Annotated in this window: 10 protein-coding genes; all 10 read left to right on the top strand. The window is 61.5% G+C overall.

The window, feature by feature from the left end:
* Positions 1-46 precede the first annotated feature (46 nt).
* The 10 genes from ACGSLL_RS05300 to trpE all read left to right on the top strand — a co-directional run bounded on the left by ACGSLL_RS05300 (position 47) and on the right by trpE (position 12,615).
* Positions 47-2,434 (top strand): PAS domain-containing sensor histidine kinase, encoded by a 2,388-nt coding sequence (locus ACGSLL_RS05300; RefSeq protein ID WP_394503864.1) that lies wholly within the window; start codon positions 47-49, stop codon positions 2,432-2,434.
* 113 nt (positions 2,435-2,547) lie between these two features.
* Entirely contained in the window at positions 2,548-3,177 is a 630-nt protein-coding gene (locus ACGSLL_RS05295) for a response regulator (protein ID WP_090286829.1), read from the top strand.
* A gap of 348 nt (positions 3,178-3,525) precedes the next feature.
* On the top strand, positions 3,526-4,650 hold the full coding sequence (locus tag ACGSLL_RS05290; protein ID WP_208939542.1) for an ABC transporter ATP-binding protein: 1,125 nt from the start codon (positions 3,526-3,528) through the stop codon (positions 4,648-4,650).
* A gap of 48 nt (positions 4,651-4,698) precedes the next feature.
* The gene (locus ACGSLL_RS05285) at positions 4,699-5,742 is read left to right on the top strand and encodes an ABC transporter substrate-binding protein (protein ID WP_336356735.1); all 1,044 of its coding nucleotides are present in this window, start codon (positions 4,699-4,701) and stop codon (positions 5,740-5,742) included.
* A 193-nt stretch (positions 5,743-5,935) separates the two neighbouring features.
* Positions 5,936-7,183 carry an ABC transporter permease gene (locus tag ACGSLL_RS05280; protein WP_203419715.1) on the top strand — a complete coding sequence of 416 codons (1,248 nt, stop codon included), beginning with the start codon at positions 5,936-5,938 and terminating at the stop codon, positions 7,181-7,183.
* Between the two features lie 12 nt (positions 7,184-7,195).
* Positions 7,196-8,020: an ABC transporter permease gene (locus ACGSLL_RS05275; protein ID WP_093097808.1), complete on the top strand. Its 825-nt coding sequence runs from the start codon at positions 7,196-7,198 to the stop codon at positions 8,018-8,020.
* Between the two features lie 290 nt (positions 8,021-8,310).
* Entirely contained in the window at positions 8,311-9,459 is a 1,149-nt protein-coding gene (locus ACGSLL_RS05270; protein WP_394503859.1) for an iron-containing alcohol dehydrogenase, read from the top strand.
* A 114-nt stretch (positions 9,460-9,573) separates the two neighbouring features.
* The gene (gene rpe, locus ACGSLL_RS05265; RefSeq protein WP_007918813.1) at positions 9,574-10,248 is read left to right on the top strand and encodes a ribulose-phosphate 3-epimerase; all 675 of its coding nucleotides are present in this window, start codon (positions 9,574-9,576) and stop codon (positions 10,246-10,248) included.
* Positions 10,245-11,063, top strand: a complete 819-nt coding sequence (locus ACGSLL_RS05260) for a phosphoglycolate phosphatase (RefSeq protein ID WP_394503856.1) — start codon at positions 10,245-10,247, stop codon at positions 11,061-11,063. Before rpe ends, ACGSLL_RS05260 begins: the two co-directional genes overlap by 4 nt.
* 70 nt (positions 11,064-11,133) lie before the next feature.
* Entirely contained in the window at positions 11,134-12,615 is a 1,482-nt protein-coding gene (gene trpE / locus ACGSLL_RS05255; protein ID WP_394503854.1) for an anthranilate synthase component I, read from the top strand.
* The last annotated feature ends 69 nt before the right edge of the window (positions 12,616-12,684 follow it).

Raw genomic sequence — 12,684 nt, 5'->3', positions numbered from 1 at the left:
GGCAGCCTAATGGGTTGGTCAGAATTTGTCAGTGTATGAGACTTCAATGAAGCGATTTTGCTGCCTGTGGGTTATCGGCTGTTTGTGGTTTCCCTTGATGGGCTGGGCCGCGCCTGCACACCTTGCGCAATTGTCGGCGAGCCAACAGCAATGGCTGGCGCTGCACAATGAGCTGCGCGTCGGTCTGGTCTTGCAGGCGCCGTACGCGACGTACGATCGGCGTTTGCAGCGATTGTCAGGCGCCAATGTCGAGCTGATGAAACTGTTGGCCAAGGCGTTGAATATCGAGCTGAGCTGGCGCAACTTTCAAGACCTCGGACAATTGGAAAACGCCTTGCGCGACGGCGAAATCGACATTGCCCCCGGCCTGAGCCAAACGCCGAGCGCGTTGCGCCTGTGGCAATTTTCAGATCCCTATATGCGCGTACCGCAACTGGTGGTCAGTGACCAGAAAGGCGCCGGCGTGGTCGATCTGGAAAAACTCGACAGCCAGACCCGCGTTGCCGTTCGCATGCCGAGTACCACCGCCGATTACCTGCGCAGCAACTATCCGCACCTGAACCTGCAAGGCGTGCCGCTCGAGCGTCAGGCGTTGCAGTTGCTGTTGAGCCAGCAAGCCGCCTACGCCGTGGTCGATGAAGCCCAACTGGGGCGCCTGTCGGTCGAGCCAGAGTTCGCCGAGCTGGTGGTGGTCGGCGATATCGGTCTGCCGCAACTGCTGCGAGTGGCCTCACGCCGTGATTGGCCGGAACTGGCCGGCATCGTCCAGAGTGCTTTACGCGCGATTCCGGCCAAGGATCTGGAACAGCTGCACAACCAGTGGCTGCAACCTAAATACCCCCGGTTGTCGGAATCGCCGGGGTTCTGGCAGAACCTCAGCCTGTTGTTTGCGGTGATGCTGCTCAGTTGTGCCGCCATCGTGTTCTGGCAGCGGCGCCAGCAGCACAGCCTGGAACAGCGCCTGCTCGCCGCGCGTGAAGACATCGCCCTGCGTACCGCCAGTGAAGAGGCCTTGCGTCTGACGCAGTTTTCCATCGATCAAAGCACCGTCGGCATCCTCTGGGTCAACTGGGACAGCCATGTGCGCTACGCCAATCGCGCGGCCGAAAGCATGCTTGGCTATCCCGCCGGTGGTTTGATCGAACGCCCGCTGATCGACTTTGAGCCGGGCCTGCACATGGATCGCTGGCTCAATCTGTGGAAGCGCGCGCGGACCAGTGAAGAGGGGCCGCTGAGTTTCGAAACCAGTTGCGTGCGCGCTGACGGCAGTGTTCTGCCGGCGGACGTGTCGCTGAGTTTTCTGCGTTTTCGCGACAGTGAATACCTGGTGGTCTACCTCACCGACGTGACTGAACGGCGTCGCGCCCTGGCGGCCTTGCAGGAAAGTGAAGCGCGGCTGCAGGGCATCGCCGCCAACGTGCCAGGGCTGGTGTTTCGTCTGGAGCGGGCGCCAGTCACCGGGCAGATCGATTTCGCCTACATCAGCGAAGGCAGCGAAAGTCTGGTCGGTTACGCCCCGGCCGTCATCGCCCATCGCGACATGGGCCTGCGCGGTCTGGTGCACCCGGACGACAAGGCCAGCTATCACCGCACCCAGGATCAGGCGCTCGACAGTGACAGCGACTGGTCCTGGCAGGGACGAATCCTCACGCGTCAGGGCGAGCAGCGCTGGGCCGAGATCAAGGCGATCACCCGGCAACTGGAGGACGGCGCGTATGTCTGGGACGGCATCGTCTGGGACATCAGCGAGAGCAAGCGCATCGAGCTGGAACTGGCTGCCTCGCGTGAACAGCTGCGTGAATTGTCGGCGCACCTTGAAAGCGTGCGCGAAGAAGAGAAGGCGCGAATCGCCCGCGAAGTTCATGATGAGCTGGGGCAGATGCTCACGGTGCTGAAACTGGAAACCTCGATGTGCGAGCTGGCTTATGCGCAACTCGATCCCGGTCTGCATGAGCGACTCAACAGCATGAAGCGCCTGATCGCCCAGTTGTTTCAACTGGTGCGGGATGTGGCGACGGCGCTGCGGCCACCGATTCTCGATGCCGGGATTGCCTCGGCGATCGAATGGCAGGCGCGGCGGTTCGAGGCGCGTACGCAGATTCCGTGTCTGGTGCAGGTGCCGGACAATCTGCCGGCGCTCAGCGATGCCAAAGCGGTGGGGCTGTTCCGGATTTTGCAGGAAGCACTGACCAACGTGATGCGCCATGCCCAGGCGCACACGGTGGAACTGACGCTGGCGCTGGAAGGCGAGGAGTTGTGTCTGACGGTCAGCGATGATGGCGCAGGATTTGTCGCAGCTACCGGTCGGCCGACTTCGTTTGGCCTGGTCGGCATGCGCGAGCGGGTGCTGATCATGGGCGGGCAGCTGCTGCTTGAGAGTGTGCCGGGGGAGGGCACCAGTCTGGTGGTGCGGGTGCCGGTGGGTGAAGTCTGAGATTTTATTCTGTGGGTGGCGGCGCCTTCGCGAGCAGGCTCGCTCCCACAGGGGAATGCATTTCAGGGTGGGAGCGAGCCTGCTCGCGAAACAGGTTATCTGAGGGGAAGAATGTGATCCGTGTACTGGTAGCCGAAGACCACACCATCGTCCGCGAGGGCATCAAGCAGTTGATTGGCCTGGCCAAGGACCTGCAAGTGGTCGGTGAGGCGAGCAATGGTGAGCAATTGCTGGAAACCCTGCGCCATGTGCCGTGCGAAGTGGTGCTGCTGGACATCTCCATGCCCGGGGTCAATGGCCTGGAGGCGATTCCGCGCATCCGCGCGTTGAACAATCCGCCAGCGATTCTGGTGTTGTCGATGCATGACGAAGCGCAGATGGCCGCCCGTGCATTGAAAGTCGGCGCGGCCGGTTATGCGACCAAGGACAGTGATCCGGCCCTGCTGCTCACGGCGATTCGCAAGGTTGCCGCGGGCGGACGTTACATCGACCCGGAGCTGGCCGACCGCATGGTGTTCGAAGTCGGCCTGACCGATGCGCGGCCGCTGCATTCGCTGCTGTCCGAGCGCGAGTTCTCGGTATTCGAGCGCTTGGCTCAGGGCGCCAATGTCAACGATATCGCCCAGCAACTGGCGCTGAGCAGCAAGACCATCAGCACGCACAAGGCGCGCCTGATGCAGAAGCTCAACATCACCTCGCTGGCCGAACTGGTGAAGTATGCGATGGAGCACAAACTCCTCTGAGCCCACCACAAAATCCTGTGGGAGCTGGCTTGCCAGCGATGAGGTAATGTCAGTCACATCTATGTCGGCTGACCCACCGCTATCGCTGGCAAGCCAGCTCCCACAGGGTTCTCTGTTTAGCCTGAGAATGTAGGCATATCCATTAGCGACAAGTGCTTTTGCCGTTGCTTGCGGCTTGCAGCTCAACCCTCGCAACTGCCTTGTCCATTAGCGCCATTCTTGTAGGGCAATCCCTACCCCGAACCTTCCATCCGGCTTAAGCCATTCTCTCCTGCGCCCCGATTTGCGCGGCTGTCAGCAGCCACTAGGCTTACCCCACAAGCAGTCATCAACAACAAAGGTGCGGGTATGAGCCAGGTCGATTCAAACGCAGGGGCCAGTGATGTGCTGGTCAGCTTTCGTGGTGTGCAGAAGAGCTACGACGGCGAGAACCTGATCGTCAAAGACCTCAACCTCGACATTCGCAAAGGCGAATTTCTCACCCTGCTCGGGCCGTCCGGTTCCGGCAAGACCACCAGCCTGATGATGCTCGCCGGTTTTGAAACGCCAACCGCCGGCGAAATCCTGCTGGCCGGGCGCTCGATCAATAACGTGCCGCCGCACAAGCGCGACATCGGCATGGTGTTCCAGAACTACGCGTTGTTCCCGCACATGACCGTCGCGGAAAACCTCGCCTTCCCGCTGACCGTGCGTGGCCTGAACAAAAGCGACGTCAGTGAGCGGGTGAAGAAAGTCCTCAGCATGGTCCAGCTCGATGCCTTCGCTTCGCGCTATCCGGCACAGTTGTCCGGTGGTCAGCAGCAGCGAGTGGCCTTGGCTCGCGCGTTGGTGTTCGAGCCGCAACTGGTGCTGATGGACGAACCGTTGGGCGCGCTCGACAAACAACTGCGCGAACACATGCAGATGGAAATCAAACACCTGCACCAGCGCCTCGGCGTGACCGTGGTCTATGTAACCCATGATCAGGGCGAAGCGTTGACCATGTCTGACCGTGTCGCCGTGTTCCATCAGGGTGAAATCCAGCAGATCGCCCCGCCACGTACGCTTTATGAAGAGCCGAAAAACACCTTCGTCGCCAACTTCATCGGCGAGAACAACCGCCTCAACGGTCGCCTGCTCAGCCAGAGCGGCGAGCGCTGCGTAGTCGAGCTGGGCCGTGGCGAGAAAGTCGAGGCGTTGGCGGTGAACGTCGGCCAGACCGGCGAGCCGGTGACCCTGTCGATCCGTCCGGAGCGGGTCAGTCTCAACGGTTCCAGTGATCAATGCGTCAACCGCTTCTCAGGGAGGGTGGCGGAATTCATCTATCTGGGCGACCACGTCCGGGTGCGCCTGGAAGTCTGCGGCAAGACCGACTTCTTCGTGAAACAACCGATTGCCGAGCTCGATCCAGCGCTCAGCGTCGGCGACGTGGTGCCGCTTGGCTGGCAGGTCGAGCACGTACGCGCGCTCGATCCTCTTTCAGAGGCGCATTAAGCGCCCCGGCAATACCAACACCAACCCTGCACGTGGAGAGAACAATAAATGTTGAGATCCCTGAAGTTCACCGCCCTGACCCTGGGCCTGATGGGTGCGACCGGCGCAATGGCCGCCGGCCCGGATTTGACCGTGGTGTCGTTTGGCGGGGCGAACAAGGCTGCGCAAGTCAAAGCCTTCTATGCACCGTGGGAAGCGGCGGGTAATGGCAAGATTATCGCCGGCGAATACAACGGCGAAATGGCCAAGGTCAAAGCCATGGTCGACACCAAGAGCGTGTCGTGGGACTTGGTCGAAGTGGAATCGCCAGAGCTTTCCCGTGGTTGCGATGAAGACATGTTCGAGCAACTCGACCCGGCGTTGTTCGGCAAGACGGAAGACTACGTCAAAGGCGCGATTCAGCCATGCGGCGTGGGCTTCTTCGTTTGGTCGACCGTACTGGCGTACAACGCCGACAAGCTGAAAACCGCACCGACCAGCTGGGCCGATTTCTGGGACACCAAGAAATTCCCGGGCAAGCGTGGCCTGCGCAAAGGCGCCAAGTACACCCTCGAGTTCGCTCTGATGGCCGATGGTGTGGCGCCGAAAGACGTCTACAAAGAGCTGGCGAGCAAGGGCGGTCAGGATCGCGCCTTCAAAAAGCTTGATGAGCTGAAACCAAGCATTCAGTGGTGGGAGGCCGGTGCACAACCGCCGCAGTACCTCGCGTCCGGTGACGTGGTGATGAGCTCGGCCTACAACGGTCGTATCGCTGCGGTGCAGAAAGAATCCAACCTGAAAGTGGTGTGGAACGGCGGCATCTACGACTTCGACGCCTGGGCCATCCCGAAAGGTCTGGACGCCAAGCGTGCCGAAGCGGCGAAGAAATTCATCGCCTACTCGGTGCAGCCGCAGCAGCAGAAGACCTACTCGGAAAACATCGCCTACGGCCCGGCCAACACCCAAGCCGTACCGCTGTTGGCCAAGGACGTCCTGAAAGACATGCCGACTACCCCGGAAAACATCGCCAACCAGGTGCAGATCGACGTCAGCTTCTGGGCGGACAACGGCGAGCAACTGGAGCAGCGCTTCAATTCCTGGGCTGCCAAATAAGCAAGGTCCAGTGGGGTGGGCTTGCCTGCCCATGTGGGAGCGAGCCTGCTCGCGAAAGCGCCAGTACAGCCAGCATCCATGTTGAATCGGCTGGCCTCTTCGCGAGCAGGCTCGCTCCCACAGTTAGCGGTGTTCCAACACAACAGAGGTGGCTCGCCACCTCTGTAACGATCAAAGATTTGCGGAGTACGTCATGGCCATCGCCGTTCCCCTGAACGAGGGCGCCAGCCCCACCTTGAAGCAGAAGCTCAAGCGCGCCGAGCGGGTCAACCGCTGGAAGGCGCAAGCGCTGATTGCGCCGCTGGTGCTGTTTCTGTTGCTGGTGTTTCTGGTGCCGATCGTGGCGCTGCTCTACAAAAGCGTCGGCAACCCTGAGGTGGTCGGCGGCATGCCGCGCACCGTGACCGCCATCGCTGCCTGGGACGGCCGCGGCCTGCCCGCCGAACCGGTGTACAAAGCCGCCAGCGAAGACCTCGCCGAAGCACGCAAAAACCAGACGCTGGGCGATCTGTCCAAGCGCTTGAACATGGAGTTGGCCGGCTATCGCAGCCTGCTGACCAAAACCGCCCGGGCGCTGCCGTTCGCCAGCGAACCGGCCTCGTACAAAGAAGCCCTCGAAGGCCTCGATGAGCGTTGGGGCGACCCGGCCTACTGGCAAGCGGTCAAACGCAACACCAGCAGCATCACGCCTTATTACCTGCTGGCGGCGGTCGACCATCGTATCGACGACCTCGGCGAACTGGCCCCGGCAACCCCGGACCAGGCGATTTATCTCGACATCTTCGCCCGCACTTTCTGGATGGGCCTGGTCATCACGGTGATCTGCCTGCTGCTTGCTTATCCATTGGCCTACCTGCTGGCGAACCTGCCTTCACGGCAGAGCAACCTGCTGATGATTCTGGTGCTGCTGCCGTTCTGGACCTCGATTTTGGTGCGGGTCGCGGCGTGGATCGTGCTCCTGCAATCGGGCGGCCTGATCAACAGTGCACTGCTGGCGATGGGCATCATAGACAAGCCGCTGGAACTGGTGTTCAACCGCACCGGCGTGTACATCTCGATGGTGCACATTCTGCTACCGTTCATGATCCTGCCTATCTACAGCGTGATGAAAGGCATCTCGCCGACCTACATGCGCGCAGCGATCTCCCTTGGCTGCCACCCGTTCGCCAGTTTCTGGCGGGTGTACTTCCCGCAGACCTACGCCGGTGTCGGCGCCGGCTGCCTGTTGGTGTTCATTCTCGCTATCGGCTACTACATCACCCCGGCGCTGCTCGGCAGCCCGAACGATCAAATGGTCAGCTACTTCGTCGCGTTCTACACCAACACCAGCATCAACTGGGGCATGGCCACCGCACTCGGCGGGCTGCTCTTGCTGGCGACCGTGGTGCTTTATCTGATCTACAGCTGGCTGGTCGGCGCCAGTCGCCTGCGCTTGAGCTAAGGGGAATTTGAAATGCTCAGTCCTTACATGTCGCCCATCGAACGGGTGTGGTTCTACAGCCTGCGGATTCTCTGCGGCCTGATCCTGCTGTTCCTGATCCTGCCGGTGCTGGTGATCGTGCCGCTGTCGTTCAACTCCGGCAGTTTCCTGGTCTATCCGCTGCAAGGCTTTTCATTGCAGTGGTACCACGACTTCTTCGCCTCGGCGGAATGGATGCGCGCACTGAAGAACAGCATCATCGTCGCCCCGGCCGCTACGGTGCTGGCGATGATTTTCGGTACGCTGGCGGCGATTGGCCTTACCCGTGGCGATTTCCCTGGCAAGTCGCTGGTGATGGCCTTGGTGATTTCGCCGATGGTGGTGCCGGTGGTGATCATCGGCGTGGCGAGTTACCTGTTCTTCGCACCGCTCGGGCTGGGTAACAGCTTCTTCTCGCTGATCGTTGTACACGCGGTGCTCGGTGTGCCGTTCGTGATCATTACGGTGTCGGCGACCTTGCAGGGTTTCAATCATAATCTGGTGCGCGCCGCCGCGAGCCTCGGTGCTTCGCCACTGACCGCATTTCGCCGCGTGACCTTGCCGCTGATTGCGCCGGGGGTGATTTCCGGGGCGCTGTTTGCCTTTGCGACGTCGTTTGATGAGGTGGTGGTGACGCTGTTTCTCGCCGGTCCCGAGCAGGCGACCTTGCCGCGGCAGATGTTCAGCGGGATTCGCGAGAACCTCAGTCCGACGATTGCGGCGGCGGCGACGTTGCTGATTGCGTTCTCGGTGATCTTGCTGCTGACGCTGGAATGGCTACGCGGGCGTAGTGAAAAATTGCGTACCGCCCAGGTTTAACGGCCAGATCAAAAGCTACCCCCTCACCCCAGCCCTCTCCCCAAGGGGGCGAGGGGGAAAGGGAGCCGATCTCGGTGTGCTTCAAAATCTGTGTTCGACTCGGTATCGCACGTCGGTGTACTTCTCCCAAACAACTCGGTCAGTCCCCTCTCCCTTTGGGCGGTCCGACGTTTCGGGAGGGCTAGGGTGAGGGGCTTTTGCTTTTGATTATTCACTACCTGAATAACAGACAACCTCAAAACCCCAGCTAATCTTGTGCCCAGCTCCCCTATTTATAAGAGGCTGCGCCCATGAATCTGTCCCAGTTCAAAATCGCTCACAAACTGATCACCGGTGCCGCAGCCATCGAACAACTGGCCGCCGAGCTCACCCGCCTTGATGTCGATAACCCATTGATCGTGACCGACGCCGCGCTGGTCCAGTCCGGCACCGTCGAGCTGGCGCTGGCGCAACTCGGCGGGCGTGACTACGAGCTCTTCGACCGCGTACTGCCCGACCCGGAAATCGCCATTGTCGAAGACTGCATGCGCGCCTATCGCGAGGGCGGGCATGACGGCTTGATCGGGCTCGGCGGCGGCAGTGCCATCGACATTGCCAAGAGTGTTGCCGCCTATGCCGGTTACCACGGCGCGCTGGAAGATCTGTTCGGCGTCGACCAGGTGCCGCGCAAAGGCCCGCCGCTGATCGCCATCCCGACCACCGCCGGCACCGGTTCCGAGGTGACCAACGTGGCGATTCTTTCCGACAAGGTCGCGCAACTGAAGAAAGGCATCGTCAGCGACTATCTGTTACCGGACGTGGCGCTGGTCAGCCCGCAGATGACCCTGACCTGCCCGCGCAGCGTTACCGCCGCCAGCGGTGTCGATGCGCTGGTGCACGCCATCGAATCCTATTTATCGGTGAATGCCTCGCCGATCACCGACGCCCTGGCCATCGGCGCCATCAAGCTGATCGCCAAGGCTCTGCCCAAGGCCTATGCCAACGGTGCCAACCTGCAAGCCCGCGAAGACATGGCCACCGCCAGCCTCATGGCGGGCATGGCGTTCGGCAATGCCGGGGTCGGCGCGGTGCATGCGCTGGCGTATCCGTTGGGCGGGCGCTTCAACATCGCGCACGGCGTGAGCAACGCTTTGCTGCTGCCCCATGTGATGACCTGGAACAAGATGGCCTGCGTCGAACGGATGCAGGATATCGCCGAAGCCATGGGGCTGAAGACTGCGCATCTGAGTGCGGCCGAAGCGGCGGACAAAGCCGTGCAGGCGATGGCCGATTTGTGCACGGCGGTGGAAATTCCGGCCGGGTTGCGCAGTTTCGGCGTGCCGGAAGCGGCGATCCCGGCGATGGCCGTGGAGGCCGCCGGGATCGAACGGCTGATGCGCAACAACCCGCGCAAGCTCAGCGCCGCGGACATCGAGAAGATCTACCGCGCGGCCTACTGAGTCACTGCCGAACCGGCGTCATGGCACAACCCAATCATCGCGGTCACGGTGCGTGCGCACAAACTTGAGGTATACAATGCGCGCCATCGTGATTTAGCTCAGCACAGGTGCGTCATGCAGCCCTTCGTAATTGCTCCGTCGATCCTCTCCGCCGACTTCGCCCGCCTCGGCGAAGAAGTGGACAACGTTCTCGCCGCTGGCGCTGACTTCGTCCACTTCGACGTCATGGACAACCACTACGTGCCGAACCTGACCATCGGCCCGATGGTCTGCGCGGCGTTGCGCAAGTACGGCGTGACCGCGCCGATCGACGCACACCTGATGGTCAGCCCGGTGGATCGCATCGTTGGCGACTTCATCGAGGCCGGCGCCACCTACATCACCTTCCACCCGGAAGCCACGCTGCACGTCGATCGCTCGCTGCAGCTGATCCGCGAAGGCGGCTGCAAGTCCGGTCTGGTGTTCAACCCGGCGACCCCGCTGGACGTGCTCAAGTACGTGATCGACAAGGTCGACATGGTTCTGCTGATGAGCGTCAACCCAGGGTTCGGCGGGCAGAAGTTCATTCCCGGCACCCTCGACAAACTGCGCGAAGCGCGGGCGATCATCGATGCCTCGGGGCGTGACATCCGTCTGGAAATCGACGGCGGCGTCAACGTCAACAACATCCGTGAAATCGCCGCCGCTGGCGCCGACACCTTCGTTGCCGGCTCGGCGATCTTCAACGCACCGAACTATCAGGAAGTCATCGACAAGATGCGCTCCGAACTGGCGCTGGCCCGCCCATGAGCGGGTTCGAGCAGCTGTTCCCGGGAAAACTGCCACGGCTGGTGATGTTCGATCTGGATGGCACGCTGATCGATTCGGTTCCCGACCTGGCAGCGGCGGTGGACAACATGCTGCTCACCCTCGGTCGCGAGCCTGCGGGCATCGAAGCGGTGCGCCAGTGGGTCGGCAACGGCGCGCCGGTGCTGGTGCGTCGGGCGCTGGCCGGGGGTATCGAACATTCGGCGGTGGATAATGCCGAGGCCGAACGCGCGCTGGAAATTTTCATGCAGGCCTACGGCGCCAGCCATGAGCTGACCGTGGTCTACCCCGGTGTGCGCGACACCTTGAAATGGCTGCACAAACAAGGCGTGGCCATGGCGCTGATCACCAACAAGCCGGAGCGCTTCGTCGCGCCGCTGCTGGATCAGATGAAGATCGGTCGCTACTTCAAATGGATCATTGGCGGCGATACCTTGCCGCAGCAGAAGCCCGATCCGGCGGCGCTGTTCTTCGTGATGAAAATGGCCAATATCCCGGCCTCGCAATCGTTGTTCGTCGGCGACTCGCGCAGCGACGTGCTGGCGGCGAAAGCGGCGGGGGTCAAGTGTGTGGCGCTCAGTTACGGCTACAACCATGGCCGGCCGATCGCCGAGGAATCGCCGGCGCTGGTGATCGACAATCTGCGCGAGTTAATTCCCGGTTGCCTCGGTTCAGCCGCTGAGATAACGTTGCCCGACGCTGCTCAATCCCGTTCTGGAAACGCCATCGTGGTGGTCACTCGCAAACTCTGGATGAAAGTCATCAAGGCCCTGGCCCGCTGGCGTTGGCGCGCCTGACTTGTTCCTGGCCGGCCCGCCGGCGCGTTTGCATACCTGACCGATTGCCCCTCACACCACGAGGCACCTCATGATCCGCGAAGAATTCCTGCGCTTGGCCGCTGACGGCTACAACCGCATTCCGCTGGCCTGCGAAACCCTGGCCGACTTCGACACACCGCTGTCGATCTATCTGAAACTGGCCGATCAGCCCAACTCCTACCTGCTCGAATCGGTGCAGGGCGGCGAGAAATGGGGCCGTTACTCGATCATCGGTCTGCCGTGCCGCACTGTACTGCGCGTGCATGACCATCACGTCAGCATCACGGTGGATGGCATCGAAACCGAAAGCCATGACGTTGAAGACCCACTGGCCTTCGTCGAAACCTTCAAGGCACGCTACAACGTGCCGACCATCGCCGGCCTGCCGCGCTTCAACGGCGGCCTGGTCGGTTACTTCGGTTACGACTGCGTGCGTTATGTCGAAAAGCGCCTGGGCAAATGCCCGAATCCCGATCCGCTGGGCGTGCCGGACATTCTGTTGATGGTCTCCGACGCCGTGGTGGTGTTCGACAACCTCGCCGGCAAGATGCATGCGATCGTGCTGGCCGACCCGGCGCAGGCCGATGCCTTTGAACAAGGTCAGGCACGTTTGCAGGAGTTGCTCGAGCAACTGCGCCAGCCGATCACGCCGCGTCGTGGTCTGGACTTCAGCAAGCAGCAGTCAGCTGACCCGGTATTCCGCTCAAGCTTCACCCAGAACGATTACGAAAAAGCCGTCGACACCATCAAGGAATATATCCTTGCCGGCGACTGCATGCAGGTGGTGCCGTCGCAGCGCATGTCGATCGATTTCAAGGCTGCGCCGATCGATCTGTACCGCGCCCTGCGTTGCTTCAACCCGACGCCGTACATGTACTTCTTTAACTTCGGCGACTTCCATGTCGTCGGCAGTTCGCCGGAAGTGCTGGTGCGCGTTGAAGACAATTTGATCACCGTGCGTCCGATCGCCGGTACGCGCCCACGCGGCGCCACGGAAGAAGCCGATGTGGCGCTGGAGCAGGATCTGCTCTCCGACGACAAGGAGATTGCCGAGCACCTGATGCTGATCGATCTGGGCCGTAACGACACCGGACGTGTTTCAGAAATCGGCTCGGTGAAGCTCACCGAAAAAATGGTCATCGAGCGTTATTCCAACGTGATGCACATCGTTTCCAACGTCACCGGCCAGTTGAAAGCCGGGCTGACCGCGATGGACGCGCTGCGGGCGATTCTGCCGGCGGGCACCTTGTCGGGCGCGCCGAAAATCCGCGCGATGGAAATCATCGACGAACTCGAGCCGGTCAAGCGGGGCGTGTACGGCGGCGCGGTCGGCTACTTCGCCTGGAACGGCAACATGGACACCGCGATCGCCATCCGCACCGCGGTGATCAAGGACGGCGAACTGCACGTACAGGCCGGCGGCGGCATCGTCGCCGACTCGGTGCCGGCGCTGGAATGGGAAGAAACCCTGAACAAACGCCGGGCGATGTTCCGCGCCGTGGCGCTGGCCGAACAGACCCCGGACGCCTGAGACACGCAATTTCCCCTGTGGGAGCGAGCCTGCTCGCGAAGAGGGTGTGTCAGTCACCATTGATGTTGG

This window comes from Pseudomonas retamae (genome assembly GCF_043496865.1).
GTDB lineage: Bacteria > Pseudomonadota > Gammaproteobacteria > Pseudomonadales > Pseudomonadaceae > Aquipseudomonas > Aquipseudomonas retamae.
This window is presented reverse-complemented; position numbering and strand designations above follow the sequence as displayed.